Source organism: Humibacter ginsengisoli (genome assembly GCF_054780095.1).
Genome location: NZ_BAAGWZ010000005.1, coordinates 22947 through 38501, shown reverse-complemented (window position 1 = coordinate 38501; position 15555 = coordinate 22947). Strand labels below are relative to the sequence as shown.

21 protein-coding genes and 1 pseudogene are annotated in these 15555 nt (G+C 69.3%); 12 read left to right on the top strand and 10 right to left on the bottom strand.

Annotated elements, in window-relative coordinates; translation table 11 throughout:
* Positions 1-30 precede the first annotated feature (30 nt).
* Genes ACYVI5_RS08175 through ACYVI5_RS08165 form a run of 3 tightly spaced genes read left to right on the top strand, consistent with a single transcriptional unit; the run spans position 31 to position 3592 of the window.
* On the top strand, positions 31-1029 hold the full coding sequence (locus ACYVI5_RS08175) for a carbohydrate ABC transporter permease (RefSeq protein ID WP_460579776.1): 999 nt from the start codon (positions 31-33) through the stop codon (positions 1027-1029).
* The gene (locus ACYVI5_RS08170) at positions 1026-1844 is read left to right on the top strand and encodes a carbohydrate ABC transporter permease (RefSeq protein ID WP_460579775.1); all 819 of its coding nucleotides are present in this window, start codon (positions 1026-1028) and stop codon (positions 1842-1844) included. The genes ACYVI5_RS08175 and ACYVI5_RS08170 overlap by 4 nt, the downstream gene beginning before the upstream one ends.
* 8 nt (positions 1845-1852) lie before the next feature.
* A complete protein-coding gene (locus ACYVI5_RS08165; RefSeq protein ID WP_460579774.1) occupies positions 1853-3592 on the top strand; it encodes an amylo-alpha-1,6-glucosidase in 1740 nt (579 codons plus the stop codon).
* A gap of 82 nt (positions 3593-3674) precedes the next feature.
* Here the strand turns inward: ACYVI5_RS08165 and ACYVI5_RS08160 are convergent, their stop codons facing one another.
* The 3 genes from ACYVI5_RS08160 to ACYVI5_RS08150 form a co-directional block, all read right to left on the bottom strand.
* Entirely contained in the window at positions 3675-3872 is a 198-nt protein-coding gene (locus ACYVI5_RS08160; protein ID WP_460537445.1) for a helix-turn-helix transcriptional regulator, read from the bottom strand.
* Entirely contained in the window at positions 3872-4288 is a 417-nt protein-coding gene (locus ACYVI5_RS08155; protein ID WP_460579773.1) for a hypothetical protein, read from the bottom strand. The genes ACYVI5_RS08160 and ACYVI5_RS08155 overlap by 1 nt, the downstream gene beginning before the upstream one ends.
* A gap of 75 nt (positions 4289-4363) precedes the next feature.
* Positions 4364-4585, bottom strand: a complete 222-nt coding sequence (locus ACYVI5_RS08150) for a hypothetical protein (RefSeq protein WP_460579772.1) — start codon at positions 4583-4585, stop codon at positions 4364-4366.
* Between the two features lie 156 nt (positions 4586-4741).
* On the opposite strand from ACYVI5_RS08150, the gene ACYVI5_RS08145 reads away from it, so the two are divergent.
* Positions 4742-5611 (top strand): Rieske (2Fe-2S) protein, encoded by an 870-nt coding sequence (locus tag ACYVI5_RS08145; RefSeq protein ID WP_460579771.1) that lies wholly within the window; start codon positions 4742-4744, stop codon positions 5609-5611.
* A 48-nt stretch (positions 5612-5659) separates the two neighbouring features.
* On the opposite strand, the gene ACYVI5_RS08140 is transcribed toward ACYVI5_RS08145, so the two are convergent.
* Positions 5660-6052, bottom strand: coding sequence for a DUF488 domain-containing protein (locus ACYVI5_RS08140; RefSeq protein ID WP_460579770.1), 393 nt, complete (start codon positions 6050-6052; stop codon positions 5660-5662).
* Between the two features lie 151 nt (positions 6053-6203).
* On the opposite strand from ACYVI5_RS08140, the gene ACYVI5_RS08135 reads away from it, so the two are divergent.
* The 3 genes from ACYVI5_RS08135 (at position 6204) to ACYVI5_RS08125 (ending at position 7130) form a co-directional block, all read left to right on the top strand.
* On the top strand, positions 6204-6470 hold the full coding sequence (locus tag ACYVI5_RS08135) for a type II toxin-antitoxin system Phd/YefM family antitoxin (RefSeq protein WP_460579769.1): 267 nt from the start codon (positions 6204-6206) through the stop codon (positions 6468-6470).
* The gene (locus tag ACYVI5_RS08130) at positions 6467-6853 is read left to right on the top strand and encodes a type II toxin-antitoxin system VapC family toxin (protein ID WP_460537458.1); all 387 of its coding nucleotides are present in this window, start codon (positions 6467-6469) and stop codon (positions 6851-6853) included. Before ACYVI5_RS08135 ends, ACYVI5_RS08130 begins: the two co-directional genes overlap by 4 nt.
* Positions 6854-6986: 133 nt before the next feature.
* Positions 6987-7130, top strand: a complete 144-nt coding sequence (locus ACYVI5_RS08125) for a hypothetical protein (protein ID WP_460537460.1) — start codon at positions 6987-6989, stop codon at positions 7128-7130.
* Positions 7131-7132: 2 nt separating this feature from the next.
* On the opposite strand, the gene ACYVI5_RS08120 is transcribed toward ACYVI5_RS08125, so the two are convergent.
* Genes ACYVI5_RS08120 through ACYVI5_RS08105 form a run of 4 tightly spaced genes read right to left on the bottom strand, consistent with a single transcriptional unit; the run spans position 7133 to position 10237 of the window.
* Positions 7133-8203: a sulfate/molybdate ABC transporter ATP-binding protein gene (locus ACYVI5_RS08120; RefSeq protein ID WP_460579768.1), complete on the bottom strand. Its 1071-nt coding sequence runs from the start codon at positions 8201-8203 to the stop codon at positions 7133-7135.
* The gene (locus ACYVI5_RS08115; protein ID WP_460537464.1) at positions 8200-8988 is read right to left on the bottom strand and encodes a molybdate ABC transporter permease subunit; all 789 of its coding nucleotides are present in this window, start codon (positions 8986-8988) and stop codon (positions 8200-8202) included. Before ACYVI5_RS08115 ends, ACYVI5_RS08120 begins: the two co-directional genes overlap by 4 nt.
* Positions 8985-9794: a type 2 periplasmic-binding domain-containing protein gene (gene modA / locus ACYVI5_RS08110; protein WP_460579767.1), complete on the bottom strand. Its 810-nt coding sequence runs from the start codon at positions 9792-9794 to the stop codon at positions 8985-8987. The genes ACYVI5_RS08115 and modA overlap by 4 nt, the downstream gene beginning before the upstream one ends.
* Positions 9791-10237: a TOBE domain-containing protein gene (locus ACYVI5_RS08105; protein ID WP_460537468.1), complete on the bottom strand. Its 447-nt coding sequence runs from the start codon at positions 10235-10237 to the stop codon at positions 9791-9793. The genes modA and ACYVI5_RS08105 overlap by 4 nt, the downstream gene beginning before the upstream one ends.
* Before the next feature lie 156 nt (positions 10238-10393).
* Here ACYVI5_RS08105 and ACYVI5_RS08100 point away from each other — a divergent pair, with 156 nt between their 5' ends.
* The 5 genes and pseudogenes from ACYVI5_RS08100 (at position 10394) to ACYVI5_RS08080 (ending at position 14460) form a co-directional block, all read left to right on the top strand.
* On the top strand, positions 10394-11599 hold the full coding sequence (locus tag ACYVI5_RS08100; protein WP_460579766.1) for a ThiF family adenylyltransferase: 1206 nt from the start codon (positions 10394-10396) through the stop codon (positions 11597-11599).
* The gene (locus tag ACYVI5_RS08095; RefSeq protein ID WP_460579765.1) at positions 11596-12810 is read left to right on the top strand and encodes a molybdopterin molybdotransferase MoeA; all 1215 of its coding nucleotides are present in this window, start codon (positions 11596-11598) and stop codon (positions 12808-12810) included. The genes ACYVI5_RS08100 and ACYVI5_RS08095 overlap by 4 nt, the downstream gene beginning before the upstream one ends.
* Positions 12807-13295: pseudogene (moaC, locus tag ACYVI5_RS08090) on the top strand (cyclic pyranopterin monophosphate synthase MoaC); the annotation flags it as partial. The gene ACYVI5_RS08095 and the pseudogene moaC, both read left to right, overlap by 4 nt.
* Before the next feature lie 116 nt (positions 13296-13411).
* Positions 13412-14227: an NTP transferase domain-containing protein gene (locus tag ACYVI5_RS08085; RefSeq protein ID WP_460579764.1), complete on the top strand. Its 816-nt coding sequence runs from the start codon at positions 13412-13414 to the stop codon at positions 14225-14227.
* Positions 14224-14460 (top strand): MoaD/ThiS family protein, encoded by a 237-nt coding sequence (locus tag ACYVI5_RS08080; RefSeq protein WP_460579763.1) that lies wholly within the window; start codon positions 14224-14226, stop codon positions 14458-14460. Before ACYVI5_RS08085 ends, ACYVI5_RS08080 begins: the two co-directional genes overlap by 4 nt.
* 70 nt (positions 14461-14530) lie before the next feature.
* Here the strand turns inward: ACYVI5_RS08080 and ACYVI5_RS08075 are convergent, their stop codons facing one another.
* Both ACYVI5_RS08075 and ACYVI5_RS08070 read right to left on the bottom strand, forming a co-directional pair.
* Positions 14531-14956 carry a molybdenum cofactor biosynthesis protein MoaE gene (locus tag ACYVI5_RS08075; protein WP_460579762.1) on the bottom strand — a complete coding sequence of 142 codons (426 nt, stop codon included), beginning with the start codon at positions 14954-14956 and terminating at the stop codon, positions 14531-14533.
* Positions 14953-15510, bottom strand: a complete 558-nt coding sequence (locus ACYVI5_RS08070) for a MogA/MoaB family molybdenum cofactor biosynthesis protein (protein ID WP_460579761.1) — start codon at positions 15508-15510, stop codon at positions 14953-14955. The genes ACYVI5_RS08075 and ACYVI5_RS08070 overlap by 4 nt, the downstream gene beginning before the upstream one ends.
* Positions 15511-15555 lie beyond the last annotated feature (45 nt).

Sequence of the window (15555 nt, the reverse complement as noted above, 5' to 3'; positions counted from 1 at the left end):
CGCGGGCCCGGAAGACAAGAGATGCCAGTGATGCAGATGTCACCCGAGACAGCTGCACCCCCGATCGCGCGGGGAACGGCCGATAAGGCCGCTCCCCGCCCGAGCGGCGGGCAGCAAATCGACCGCCGCTCGAGCAGGGCGAAGGAGAAGAGGCGGGCGCAGCTGATCGCGTGGGCGTTCCTCGCGCCGGTGGTCGTCTACCTGCTCGTCTTCTACGCGTTCCCGCTCCTGCGGAACCTCGACATGAGCTTGCGCGACTACTCGGTGCGCACGTTCGTCGACGGCAGCGCGCCGTGGGTGTGGTTCAACAACTACGTCGCGGTGATCACGAGCCCCACCTTCGGGCCGGCGCTTCTGAACACGGCCGTTTTCACGCTCGTCTCGATCGTCTTCCAGTTCTCCATCGGGCTGGCGTTGGCCGTCTTCTTCTACCGCAGCTTCAGGCTGTCGGGAGTGCTGCGCGCGCTTTTCCTGGTGCCCTGGCTGCTGCCGCTGCTGGTGTCGGCATCCACCTGGTCATGGATGCTCAACAGCGACTCCGGGGTCATCAACTCGTTCCTGAACGCCGTCGGCCTGCCGTCGGTGAACTGGCTGACATCGCCGCACTGGGCGCTCGTCGCCGTGCTCATCGCGAACATCTGGATCGGCATCCCGTTCAATCTCGTCATCATGTACAGCGGACTCCAGAACATTCCGGCGGATGTCTACGAAGCCGCATCGATCGATGGTGCCAACGGCTGGCAGCGCTTCTGGCGCATCACGTTCCCCCTGTTGCGCCCGGTGTCGGCGATCACGATCCTGCTGGGCCTCGTCTACACGCTCAAGGTGTTCGACATCATCTGGATCATGACGCGGGGCGGGCCGGGCAGCGCCTCCACGACCTTCGCGATCTGGGCCTACCAGCTCGGGTTCGGCTCGACCCTTCCCGACTTCTCTCCGGCGGCCGCTGTGGGCAACCTGCTCATCGTCATCGCTGTCGTGTTCGGGCTCATCTACATCCGCGTGCAGCGACGAATGGATCTCTCATGAGCGTGCAGAAGTCCTGGTGGCGCATCCTGCTGGGCGTCGTGTTCACGGCACTCATGCTGTTCCCGGTCTACTGGATGATCAACGTCTCGTTGACCAAGACGCAGGACATGCGCAAGTCCCCACCGAACCTCTTACCCGTAGACCCGACCTTCGACGGGTACCGGCAGGTGTTCTCGGAGCAGTTCCCGTTCCTGGCGACCAGCCTCCTGATCGGCCTCGGCACGGTGGTGCTCACGGTGGCGCTCTCGGCGCCCGCCGCGTACTCGCTCGCCAAGCTGCGGCCGAAGGGCGGTGGCGCGCTCAGCTTCATCCTGCTCATCGCGCAGATGATCCCGGCCGTCGTCATGGCGATGGGCTTCTACGTCATCTACCTGAATCTCGGGCTGCTCGACACCATCCCCGGGCTGATCCTTGCCGACTCGACCATCGCCGTTCCCTTCGGAGTGCTCATCTTCACCGCCTTCATGAGCGGCATCCCGAACGAGCTCCTCGCGGCCGCGAAGATCGACGGCGCCGGGCACTGGCGCACGTTCAGGTCCGTCGTCATGCCCGTGAGCCGCAACTCGATCGTCACCGTGTCGTTGTTCGCGTTCCTCTGGGCGTGGTCCGACTTCATCTTCGCCTCCACCGTCGACGGCGGCGGAGCACTGCAGCCGATCACGATGGGCATCTACCGATACATCGGCAACAACAACCAGCAGTGGAACGCGATCATGGCGACCGCGGTCGTCGCATCCGTTCCCGCCGCGGTCCTCCTGATCGTGGCCCAACGTTACGTCGCCGCCGGGGTCACCGCCGGCGCAGTGAAGGACTGAACCGCCCCATGACCCAGCTCGAAACCGTTCCAGCGCCGGCAGCGTTCCCCGGAGAAGACCAGTTCGACGTGCGGGCCATCCCGTTCAGCCGGCGGGGCTCGTGGCTCGACCTCTCGCCGGTCGTGGGCCTCCACCGCGCGGAGCACGACATCCACCTGGTCTCGCACACCACCGGCATGCACGCCGTGCTGCGGCTCGTGCCCACCCTGGCAGGCGATCCGGTGGATGCCACGACCACCGCCACACCGTGCGTCTTGCGCTGGGAGTCCCCGGCTGGGTACGTGGAGGCCGTCTTCGAGACGACCGACATCATCCGCTTTCGCGGACGTGGCCTGGGGATGCGGTTCGCGGAGGCGGCGGACGAGCTCACCCCTTTCACCGGCATGTATCTATTCACCGATCCGATCGATGGCTCCCCGGTCTACACCTCCTACGAGACGGGCCGGCGCTACCGCATCACCGTGATCGCAGGCGAAGTGCACGTCGTGGGCGGCGAGTCGCTCGGAAGCGCCGACCGCTGGGTCGAAGCGGTCGCCGAGAACGAATGGGAACTCGTCGTTGAAGAGCTCGAGACGGCACGCGAGCCGTATCGGAGTCTGACCACGTTCGACGAAGCCCGTGAGTCGGTGCGCGAGGAGTTCGAAGCGTTCCTCGACGCCGTCGCGCCGTGGCGAGACCATGCCGTGCCGGCTGCGGTCGCCGCCTCGTACGTGCTGTGGTCGGCGACCGTGCGTCCCGAGGGCTTCCTCGACCGCGAGGGCGTGCTCATGTCGAAGCACTGGATGGACAAGGTGTGGAGCTGGGACCACTGCTTCAACGCGCTCGCCCTCGCCGGCGGGCAGCCGGAGCTGGCCTTCGACCAATTCATGCTGCCGTTCGACCATCAGACCGACGCCGGTGCGCTCCCCGACTCTGTGACGCACTCCGAGGCGTTGTACAACTACGTGAAACCGCCGATCCACGGATGGGCGTTCACCGGCCTGCGCCGTGCGTTACCGGCATCGCTGGTCGACCCGCAGCTGCCGGAGACCTACCGGCGCCTCGCCGCCTGGAGCCGGTTCTGGCTCGACCACCGTCGCGTGCCAGGGCACGCCTTGCCTCACTACCAGCACGGCAACGACAGCGGGTGGGACAACGCGACGACCTTCGACCGCGACCGGGTCATCGAGTCCCCCGACCTCGCCGCGTTCCTCATCATCCAGCTGCGTGTTCTTCGCGACCTGGCCGTCGAGCTGGGGTATGAGACGGATGCTTCGGCATGGGCGCAAGCGGAAGTCGAGGTGCGCGAGGGCCTCGCCGGGCTCTGGCGCGGCGACGGATACGTCGCGGTCGCCGCATCCGACGGCCGGGAGGCCAAGCGACGCAGCCTGCTCACACTCCTTCCGATCGTGCTCGGCGAGGCGCTCGAGCCCGAGACGGCGGAGGTGCTGGCCGACGGCATCCGCGAGCACCTGACGGAGTGGGGCCTGGCCACCGAACCCATCGACTCGGAAGACTACGAGTCTGACGGCTATTGGCGCGGCCCGATCTGGGCACCGTCGACGGTGCTGGTCGAGGACGGCCTGCGCCGAGCCGGGCAGACCGAGCTCGCGGATGCTGTGCGCGAGCGCTTCCTGCGCCTTTGCGAGAAGTCCGGGTTCGCGGAGAACTTCGATGCCGTCACGGGCGAAGGCCTGCGCGACCGCGCCTACACCTGGACGGCATCCGCGTATCTGCTGTTCGCACGGGCGCAAGCGGAGCAGCGGTAACAAAGCCTCTCGGGCGCGCCCGAGAACGAAGCAGATGGGCCCCGGATCCGTGCCCGGGGCCCATCGTCGTGTCACGAGTTCGTCAGCGACCTGCCGGCGTGAACAGCTCCTCGATCGGCTTTCCGAAGAGCCGTGAGATGCGGAACGCCAGGGGGAGTGACGGATCGTACTTTCCGGTCTCGAGTGCGACGACGGTCTGGCGCGAGACATCCAGGCGTTCGGCGAGCGTCGCCTGCGTCCAGCCGCGGCCCTCCCGCTCGGCGCGGATCAGATTCTCCATCAGGCTTTGGGTGCCCCGACCAACAGGTTGGTGAACTCCCACGAGACGATCCCCACGATCGCGACGAGCCATCCGCTGGTGGGCACGGCGATTCCGGCAGCGCCGAGCGTGCCGAGCGTGAGCGCGGTCACCATCGACAGGGTGAACCCGACCGCGAGTCCGGGGAAGAGCAGCTTCACCTGGTACTCGTCCATCTGCCGAACGCGGAGCACGATCACGATCACCATCCAGATGATCGGAAGCAGCGGCAGTACGGCCAGCACCCACCGCAGCGCGCCGCCTTCGCGGCCCCACAGGGCGAGCGCGAGGTTCGCGAGCACGAGGCATCCGACCCCTATCCACATGCGCAGTCGGAAGGCGCGCAGGCGTCGCAGTTCGATCGACGATTCCCCGTCCGTGTCAAGCTCGCTTGTCATGTCTCGACTGTACGGTGACGACGGATGCGTGTCAAGCACGCTTTACATGGGGTCGGTGCGCGCAGCCGCGCCCGCTCACGGCGTGGGGTAGACCGTCCAATCGGACTGCTCGAAAGGCTCCGACACCTCGCTGCCGTCCAGCTCGAACAACGCGATGTCGTCGCCGAGCAGGTGCAGGAACCTCCCCTGCCGTCGGTCGTCGCCGCTGCGGAGTTCGTAGCGGCGCCCCGCCGTCAGAATGGACCAGTCCTCGATCTGCTGGGGTGCGTCATCCGCCCTCGTGTCGTTGTCCGCCATAACGGCAGGGTATGCCCGTGTTCGCACCACCGCCCGGCCGTATCGGTCGAAAGCATGGCCGGGTGGGCACCAGCTCCGGACCTGCGTGACGACCCCGCGCCGATCCGCCCTGCCAAGGCGTTGACCGTCGGAAAGGTCTGGGCTAGACCCGGACGCATGGGAAGACTGAACAGAACCGCGCACCGTCTGACCAGCGCGATCGAGGGGGCCAGCGCACTCGACGCGGTCGCCGATCCGCTTTCGGAGCTCGTCGTGAAAGCCACGAAGCGCAAGGCGGTGAAGAACCTGCTCTCGGGAACATGGCTCGGGCATGCGTTGCATCCGATGCTCACCGATGTGCCCATCGGGTTCTGGAGCGCTGCGCTGCTGCTGGATGTCACTGCCGGTGAACGCGGAGCCCGCTCGGCGAGACGGATGGTGGGTCTCGGAGTCCTCGGCGCGATTCCGACGGCGATGGCCGGGGCATCCGACTGGGCGGACACGCACGGCCCGACGAAGCGGGTCGGACTCGTGCACGCGCTCCTGAACGACGCGGCACTCGTGCTGCAGATCGTCTCGTGGCTGTCTCGGCGGGGCGGACACAGGGGTCGCGGGATGGGGCTGAGCCTGCTGGCTTTCGGGGTGATGTCGGTCGCGGCATACCTCGGCGGCCACCTGTCGCTCGTGCGCGGCGTCGGGATCAACCACACCGCGTTCCAGGGCTCGGAAGCGGAGTGGACCGATGTGGCGGCGGAGACGGACGTGAGGGAAGCCACACCGCTGCGTGTGACGGCCGGCGATGTGCCCGTGATGCTGGTGAAGCAGGGTGGCGTCGTTCGCGCGCTGTCCGCGACGTGCACGCATGCCGGCGGACCGCTCGACGAGGGATCGCTGGTCGACGGATGCGTGCAGTGCCCCTGGCACGGCAGCGAGTTCCGGCTGGTCGACGGCACCGTTCATCGCGGACCGGCATCCGTGCCCGAGCCGGTCTGGGACGTGCGCGTCGCCGAGGGTCGCGTCTCGGTGCGCTCGAGGGCGACTGCTTGATCTGTCGACCGCTGGTCGCGCGGAACCTCTGGCGCTGGTGGCCCAAGGTCAACCGGCGGTGAGCACCTGCTGCAACACAGTGGCCTCGCTGATGTCGTCGCGCTTGGATGCCGTGAGCAGCGTCACCGTTCCGCCGTGCGCAAGCTTGCGAAGCGAATCGAGCGCTTCGACGTGCTCCTGGTCGTCGAGTTCGGCGCGATACCGCTTCACGAACTCGTCGAACTTCTCCGGATCGTGCCCGTACCACTGTCGCAACTGAGGGGACGGCGCGACGTCTTTGCACCACTCGAACAGTTCCGCGCGTTCCTTGCTCATGCCGCGCGGCCACAGCCGATCCACGAGCACTCGCTTGCCGTCGCCGGGCTCGGGCGCATCGTAGATGCGGCGCACGCGAACGTTGACGCCGGCATCTGGCGAAGCAGTCTGATCTGCGCTGGCCACACTGCCACGATACGTCGGGTGCAGACGAAGGGCTTCTCAGAGTCGCATCCGCGCCTCAGTTCCCGCTGGTTCTTCGCTTCTCGTCCACACGGGAGTAGTGCGAACCATGACTAGACTTAGTCCACTTGATCTAGTCCAGTGGAGCAGACGAATGCGTACCGTCAACATCCATGACGCGAAGACGCACTTCTCGCGTCTTGTCGATGCGGCAGCGAGCGGTGAAACGATCATCATCGCCAAGTCGGGTCGGCCGGTCGCGAAGCTCACGCGGCTGGACACGCCGGTTGCTCAGCCGCGAAGGCTCGGTTGGTACAAGAACATGCCCTCCGTGCCAGACGACTTCGACGAGTGGATGTCGGAAGACGTCGCAGCTCTGTTCGCGGGTGAGGAGCCGGTGACCACGGAGTCGCGCGAATGAAGTATCTGCTCGACACGCACCTTCTGATCTGGGCGGCCGGTGACGAGCCGCGCCTCAGCCGGAGCGCGCGAGATCTCCTCGAGGACGAAGACAATGCGGTGATCTTCAGTGCCGCCTCGATCTGGGAGATATCGATCAAGGCGGCATTGGGCCGTTCATCGTTTCAGCTCTCGGCAGCTGTGTTTCGCCGCGGCTTGATCGAGGTCGGCTATCGCGAGCTAGACATCACGAGCGCGCATGCTGTCGCGGTGGGCGATTTGCCGCGCATCCACAGCGATCCGTTCGACCGGATGCTGGTGGCGCAGGCACGCACCGAGGGTTACACACTCCTCACTTCAGACCGACGCGTGGCCGAATACGGCTCGCCCACGCTGCTGGTCTGAAGCAGCGCGCACCGTCGCAGCGACGCCCTGGTGAGGCTGCTACGACGGGCATAGTGTCGAAAGCGAGGCGACTCGAGCACGACTCAGTCCGGCGCTTCGTAGCCGCGCAAGCACACGACGACGGGAACGGAACATGTTCGGCAAGAAGCACCGCCAAGAAGAGGTCGCCGCGGAGGCGCAGCAGGAGGAGCAGGAGGCGATGCGGGCCACCGAGACCGACGACTCCTCCATCGACCCGAACGAAACCCTCGAAGCCGAGGAAGAGCCCGAGAGCTGAGGCTAACGGGTGGGCGCTGCCACCACCCGGAGCGCGCTCGGGGTGACCGATACCGGATCGCCGGGCTCGGGCATCCGGCCGGCCGACGACGCCAGTGCCTCCGCTAGCGAGAGCTCCGCGACGAGGCCCACCGTGGTCTCCAGACGAAGTGCGCCGGCGTGCGCAGACACCGAGCGGATGCTCGTGCGCACGGCGCCGGCATCCCCGAAGCGAACGGCCACGTCGCGCGGTGCGACGATGCCGAAAGCTTGCGCGCCCTCGGCGAGTGGAGCATCCGGTACGCCGCCCAGTGAGGCGCCCGCGACCTGCAGCGAACCGCTCCGCCACGTGCCGGGCACGACGCTGAATCCGGCGAGCCTGGCGGCGAACGGATGCCCCGGCTTGGTCGCAAGGTCGTGCGGGGATCCGCTGTCGACGACGCGACCGTGGTCGAGCACCAGACAGGACTCGGCCCAGGGGAAGGCGTCCGCGAGCTCGTGCGTCACGAGCACGCTGGTCGTTCCGGTTCGCGCGAGCTCCGCGGACAGCAACCGGCGCACCGCTGGGGCGCTCTCGGCATCCAGAGCGGAGAACGGCTCGTCGAGCAGGATGACCCGCGGATCCGCGGCGAACGCGCGCGCCACCGCCACCCGCTGTTGCTGGCCGCCGGAGAGTTCGTGCGGTCGCGCATCCGCTCGATGAGCGAGGCCGATGCGCTCCAGCCAGTCCAAAGCGGCGCGCCGGGCATCCGATCGGGTCACGCCCTGCGCACGTGGTCCGAACGCGATGTTCTGCGCGAGCGTGAGGTGCGGGAACAGCCGAGGCTTCTGTTCCAGAAGGGTGATGCGCCGGTGCTCGGGCCGCTCGCGGAGCCGTCCGGCCTGCTCGAGCACGCGATCATCCAGCCGCACCTCGCCGCGTCGCAGAGGGAGCAGGCCCGCGAGTGCGGCAAGCAGGGTCGACTTGCCTGCGCCGTTCGGACCGAAGACGGCCAGGCATCCGCCGGCTGGCACCTCGAACCGCAGGTCGACGGCGAACCCGCCCCGTGAGGCGCCGAGGTCGGCGAAGAGGGATGCGCCGTGCGGCTCGGTCATCGCACGGCGTCTTCTCGCCAGGCGCGCAGCCCGCCCACGATGACGGCGGCGCTGACCAGCAGCAGCAGCGAGAGCGCCACGGCGGAGTCCTGGGTGATGCCGACGCCGTTGAACGCGGTGTAGATCGCGAGCGGCATGGTCTGCGTCACGCCCGGCGCGTTGCCGGCGAACAGCGCGGTCGCCCCGAACTCGCCGAGCGCGCGGGCGAAGCACAGCGCGGTGCCCGCAGCGATGCCGGGGGCGATGAGCGGGATCGTCACCGTTCCGAGCACGCGCCAGCGACCCGCGCCGAGCGTCGAGGCGATCTGTTCGTGTCCGATGCCCGAGGTGCGCAGGGTGCCCTCCACGGTGATGACGAGGAACGGCAGGGCGACGAACGCCTGGGCGACGACGACCGCCGCGCTGGTATATGGAAGGCTGAAGCCGCTGAACTGGAAGATCGGCTTGCCGAGCAGCCCCACCCGGCCGAGCAGCGACAGCAGGGCGAGACCGCCGACCATGGGCGGCAGCACCAGAGGGATGAGCACGATGGTGCGCAGCACGCCGGCGAGACGCGTGGTCGACCGGGCGATCACGACGGCCAGCGGAAGGCCGAGCACGAGACACACGATCGTGGCGCAGGCGGCCGTCCACAGCGAAAGCCACAGCGCGGTGAGCGAGGCGGGTGCGAAGAGGTCGCTCCACAGCGTCGACCAATGCGCGCGCGTCACCAGGCCCACGACCGGGAGCACGAGGAACGCCAGGGCGACGAGCGCGGCGACGTAGAGACCGCGCGGCAGAGTCATGGCTTTCCGAAGCCGAACCTCGCGAGGATGCGCTGGCCGGCACTCGAGAGAACGAACGAGACGAACGCATGGGCGGCCTTCGGCGAGGGCGCCTTGTTCGCGACGGCGATCGGGTAGCTGTTCACGACCTTGGCCGCGCCGGCCGGTGTGATGCCGTCGAGCTTGCCGCCGGATGCCGCAACATCTGTCGCGTAGACGAGCCCGGCATCCGCCTCGCCGTTCTCCACCCTGGTCACGACGCTCGTGACATTGGTCTCCTCGCTGGCCGGAGTGAGCTGCACGCCGGCGTTGGAGAGAAGGGTCTGCGACGCCGTTCCGCACGGCACCTGGGGTGCGCAGATCACGACCTTCAGCCCTGGTCTGGTCAGATCGGACAGGTCGCGGATGCCCTTCGGGTTGCCCGGCGGGACGGCGATCCGCAGGGTGTTGCTCGCGAAGCTCGTGTCCTTGCCTGCAAGTCCAGCCTTCGTGACGGGACCCAGTGACTGCTGATCGGCGAACGCGATAACGTCCACGCTCGCGCCGCCCACGATCTGGGTGGCGAGCGCCTGCGATCCGTCGTAGCGGATCGGCGCGACCGGATACTCCGGGTTCGCCTTCTGAAAGCTCTTCGCCAGCGCATCGAAGGAGCCCTGCAGCGACGCCGCGGCGAACACGATCAGCGGCTCGCCCGGACTCGCCTTGCCGTCCGATGCGCCGCTCACGGTGGCGGCGGAACCGGAGGATGCCGAACATCCGGTCAGGAGAAGCGCGAGAGCCGTCAGGGCTGCCGCGGTCGCGGTCGCCGCTCGTCGGGGCAGCCTCATCGCCGGCCGCCCTTCGCGCCCGTGGCGCCGCGCGGCTTCGCCTCGGTGGCGGGCGGAGTCTCGACGATCACCATGGTCGCCTTCACGACGGCGGTCGCGAGCGAGCCGATCTCGAGTCCGAGCTCCCGCACCGCCTCGGTCGACATGAGCGAGACGACGCGGTGCGGCCCGCACTGCAGCTCCACCTCGGACATCACAGTGTCGCTGGTCACCCCGGTCACCAGTCCGACGAAGCGGTTCCGGGCGCTTGTGCCACGCTCCAGCGGGTCGCCGGGACCGTTCGCGGATGTCGTCAGCCGACGCGCGAGATCCGCACCTTCGACGACCGCCCGGCCCACGTCATCCGTGCCGGCCGTCAACTCGCCCGCGTCGACCCATCGACGCACGGTGTCGTCGCTGACTCCGAGCAGGGCGGCGGCCTCGCTGATCCGAAAACGCGTCATGATTTGTATTCTAGTTCCGCAAATGCGGAGACCGGTGGCTCGATCTCCGAACTTCTGGACCCGTGACGTCGTCTCGGGTGCTCGTAACGACGCGAAGCGTCGAAGGCGGCTCGGCGGACCGCCGTCGGCGCGGAGCCGAACAGCTACCGTTGAGGCATGGTCCTGCCTCCACTCGTGCAGCCCGTCGACGTGCTCGCGCCCGACGAGCGCGTGCGCGCGGCGCGGCAGTTGCGGCTGTTCGAGATCGGCGACGTCGGGCAGCGCCGGCTGGCGGCGGCGAAGGTCGCCGTGATCGGGGCGGGTGGCCTCGGTTCGCCTGTCCTCCTCTATTTGGCGTCCGCGGGCGTCGGGACACTGGGTATCGTCGACGACGACGTCGTGGATGCCACGAACCTCCAGCGCCAGATCGCGTTCGGCACGACCGACGTGGGTCGTCCGAAAGCGACCGTCGCGACCGAGCGCGTGCGCGCCCTGTCGCCGCGCACCGCGGTCATCGAGATCCGCGAGCATCTGGATGCCGCGAACGCGCAGCGGCTCCTCACCGGATACGACGTCGTCGTCGACGGCAGCGACACGTTCGAGACGCGCTATGCCGTCGCGGATGCCTGCGCCGCACTCGGCACCCCGCTGGTCTGGGGGTCGGTGCTGCGATTCGATGCGCAGGCCACCGTGTTCTGGTCGCGCCCGCCGAACGGACTCGCCGAGCCGGCGAGGGCGAACGCGTCCGGCTCAACGAGCGCCGACGGGACCCAGCCCGTGAACCTCCGCGACGTGTTCCCCGAGCCGCCCGCGCCCGAGGATGCACCGTCGTGCGCTGACGCCGGGGTGCTCGGCGCGCTCTGCGGGCAGCTCGGCGGCATCCTCTCCGCCGAGGTCGTGAAGCTGATCTGCGGTGTCGGCGAGACGCTGCTCGGCCGCATGCTCGTCATCGACGCGCTCACCGCGACGACGCGGGAGGTACCCCTGGTGCCCGCGCCGCGCGCCGAGAGCGCCCCTCAACGTGGAACGCCGCAGACGACGCCTGAGAGAGACACGCCGCGACCGACCTTTGCCCGACCGGACGCGGTGCGACGGGTCAGGGCGGACGACCTCCGCGCACTGAGCGACCCCACCCTCATCGACGTACGCGAGCCGGACGAGTTCGCCGTGGGCACCATCCCCGGCGCCCGGTCCGTGCCCCTGTCGCACGTGGCGACGGATGCCCCCCTGCTCGAGCTCGACCATCCGGTCGTCGTGTTCTGCCAGACCGGCCCCCGCGCTCGCATCGCTGCTCGCATGCTGCTGGCGGAGCATCCGGATGCCGACATCCGCATCCTCGACGGCGGATACGACGCCTGGATGCGAGCGCAGGTGCGCGCGTGATCACGGTCGAGGCGCACAAGGAGCACGTGCTGGCGGCCGCGCGCCCGCTGCCGGCCGAGCGCGTCCCCCTGGCGGCTGCGCTGGGACTCGTGCTGGCCGAACCGGTGCACACGCGCTGGCCGGTCCCGCTCTTCGACAACTCCGCCATGGACGGTTACGCCGTGCGACGCGCGGATGCCTCGGTCGGCGCCCGCCTGCGTGTCGTCGCCGACGTGCCGGCGGGCTCCGAACTGAACCCGCCGCTGGGCGCGGGGGAGGCGGCGCGCATCATGACCGGCGCCCCTGTGCCGAGCGATGCGGATGCCATCGTGCCGCTCGAGCACACCGACCTGGGCACCGCGATCTCCGCCACGGCTCCCGAGTGGGTGATCGTGACGACGCAGCCCTCTGCCGGTGCGCACATCCGGCACGCCGGAGAGGATGCACCGCCCGGCGCGATCTCGGTGCCCGCCGGCGCCGAACTGGGGCCATGGCAGCTGTCGTCGATCGCCTCGGCCGGGCACGATCACGTGATCGCCTACCGCAGGCCGCGGGTCGCCGTGATCTCCACCGGATCCGAGCTCGTGCCGCCTTCCGAAACGCCCCGCCGCGGCCAGATCCCGGAGTCCAACTCCGTACTCCTTTCCTCCGCTCTGCGGGCCGCCGGTGCCGACGTCGTTGGCGTGCGCAGCGTTCCCGACGACGAGTCGGAGTTGCGTCGCGTGCTCGACGACCTACGGCGCGAAGCCCGACCGGACGTCGTTGTGCTGTCGGGCGGGGCCAGTGTCGGCGCGTTCGACGTGGTGAAGGCCGTGCTCGATGGCGTCGGATCGATCGCGTTCGAGCCCGTCGCCATGCAGCCGGGCAAGCCGCAGGGCTTCGGCACGATGGATGACGGCATCCTCGTCTTCTGCCTGCCCGGCAATCCGGTCAGCGTCGCGGTCTCGTTCGAGATGTTCGTGCGACCGGCGCTGCGGAAGCTCGGCGGGCATCCGATCATCGACCGCCCGCTGGTCACCCGCACGGCCGGTGCGACCTGGACCTGTCCGCCGGCTCGAACCCAGGTGCTGCCCGTCGTGTACGACGAGCAGACGGTGCGGCCGGCATCCGCGGGCGGCAGCGGATCACACCTGGTGAGCTCGCTCGCCGCAGCCGAGGGACTCGCCGTCGTGCCCGCGCACGTCGGGCGCGTGGAAGAAGGAGACTCCGTGACCGTGATGGTGCTGACATGACCGAGCCCAGCGGCGCACCTGCACAACCGTTCACGCACCTGGATGCCGGGGGCGCCGCCCGCATGGTCGACGTCACCGAGAAGCAGCCGACGGTGCGCAGTGCGACCGCGTCCGGATTCGTGCGCTGCTCCGAGACAGTCGTGACCGCGTTGCGGGACCGCTCGACACCGAAGGGTGACGTGCTGGCGGTCGCGCGCATCGCGGGCATCCAGGGCGCCAAACGCACCCCGGAACTGCTTCCGCTCGCCCACGTGATCGGCGTGCACGGGGCTGCGGTCGAGCTCGAGATCGTGAACGACGGCGTGCGCATCGAGGCGACCGTGCGCACGGCCGACCGCACCGGAGTGGAGATGGAGGCGCTCACGGCCGTCTCCGTGGCGGCGCTCGCCGTCATCGACATGGTGAAGGGCTTGGACAAGTCGGTCTCGATCGAGCGCGTCCGGCTGGAGCGCAAGACGGGCGGCAAGAGCGGCGACTGGCTGCGCCCAGCCGTAGCCGGAAGCACTCCGCCCGCAGACACGGCGCCCGCAGACGCGGCGCCCAGAGACACGGCGCCCGCAGACGCGGCGCCCAGAGACACAGCGCCCGGAGAAGCGGCGCCGTGAGCACAGCCGCGATCATCCTCGCGGGCGGCCGGGCGTCCCGGCTCGGCGGCGTCGACAAGGCATCGGTGGAGGTGGATGGCCGCACCCTGCTCGACCACGTGCTCGATGCCGTCGAGGGATGCTCGCCCCTCATCGTCGTCGGCCCGTCCGCTCTCGCGCGAGACGGCGTCACGATGGTGCGCGAGGATCCTCCGTTCGGCGGTCCGGTCGCGGCGCTCTCCGCGGGGCTGAACGCCCTTCCCGAGCCGGCGCCCGCCGAGACCTGGGTTCTCGCGTGCGACCTTCCACGGGCCCATCGCATCGTCGCGCTCCTGCGGCCGGAAGCGCTCGGCGACGCCGACGGCGTGATTCTCGCCGATGCCGACGGACGCGAGCAGTGGCTCGCCGGGCGGTACAGCACGCAGTCGCTGCGGGCAGCCGTCGGGGCACTGCCCGAGGTCGCCGGGGCATCCGTGCGGCGGATGCTCGCCGCCTGCCGACTGCGCGTCGTTCCGGACCGCGTAGGCGCCTCGATCGACCTTGATACCTGGCCGGCCATCGAGCACTATCGAAGAATGAACGAATCGCCGGCAGACCTCGATGCGTGGGTGACGGAGCTGGCCGGAGCGCTAGGCCTCGACCCTTCCCGGGTGCCGACCGGGCAGCTGCTCGACCTCACCCGCGACGCCGCACACGGCGTGACGCGGCCGGCCGGACCGTTGACCACCTACCTGGTCGGCCTCGCCGTCGCCGGCGGCATGACCATGGACGACGCTGCCGCCGCGACCCGCGCCGCGATCCAGCGCCACGCTGCGGCTGCTGGCCAGTCATGAGGGTGCGCTTCTTCGCCGGCGCTGCGGAGGCCGCCGGCCTCAACGAGCAGCAGGTCGACGCGAGCATGACATTCGGCGAGTTGCGTGCGGCGCTCGCCGACGAGCACGGCGCTGAGTTCGCGCGCGTGCTCGAACGGTGCGCCGTCCGTGTCGACGGCGCACGCCTCGCGGACGACGATCTCGTGCCGGCCGACGCGACCGTCGACGTGCTCCCGCCGTTCGCCGGCGGCTGAGTTCGCGGACGAACCCGCCCCTTCGGGAGGACGAACCCGCACCCTCGCGCGGAGAACCCGCAGGGTGGCGTCAGAGGGTTCGGCCGAGGCCCACCCAGGAGGACGAGCCGTCCGCTTCGACCTGCTTCTTCCACACCGGCAGCTCGGCCTTGACCCGTTCCACCAGCTCGCGGCAGGTCTCGAACGCCTGCGCCCTGTGCGCGGTCGAGACGGCGCAGACGATGGCGACATCGCCCACCGCGAGCGTTCCGATCCGATGGCTGACCGAGATGCGCACACCCTCGGCGTCGAGGGCCCGAGCGAGCTCTTCGAGCACGGCGGTGGCATCCGGATGCGCCGTGTACTCCAGTCGCACCACCTCGCCGGCCGCGCCCGGATCGTGGTCGCGCACTGTTCCGACGAACAGGGCGGTGGCGCCGGCATCCGTCGCGGCGACCTCTGCCAGGATCAGGGTCGCGTCGAGCGGTTGGTCCGACAGCCCAGCGCGCACGATCACGAGTGGTCACCATCTGTCGGCCCTGTCGAGGCGTGCTCGCCGCCGCTCAGCTGCTGAACGACGTGGGCGGCGACCGAGAGCACGACCGGGATTCCATCGCGCACGGCTCCCGGCGAACCGGCCAGGTTGACGACAAGCGCGTTCTCCCGCACCCCGGCGACGCCTCGCGAAAGCAGAGCGTTGGGCAGTGCGGCCGAGCCCACTCGGCGAAGCTCCTCAGCGATACCGGGCAGCGCGCGATCCAACAGCGGCGTTGTCGCCTCGGGCGTCACATCGCGCGGCGCGAGTCCCGTTCCGCCGGTCGTGACCACGAGCTGCGCGCCTCCTGCGATCGCGGAGCGGATGCTGCCCGCGATGGCGTCAAGCTCGTCGGGCACGACCCGCACCTCGGCGTGCCAGCCGGCGTCGGCCAGCAGCGCCGCGGCCAGAGGGCCGGACTCGTCAACTCGCGTGCCAACCGCCGCGCGATCGGAAACGGTGATGACGGCGGCGCGACCGCCGTGTTCGCGTGCGCCACGCCCGTGATCCGTCCCGTGCTCGTGATGCGCGCTCACGCCGGCACCCGCTTCGATCGCATATCGACAGTGTAAGGAGAGCGA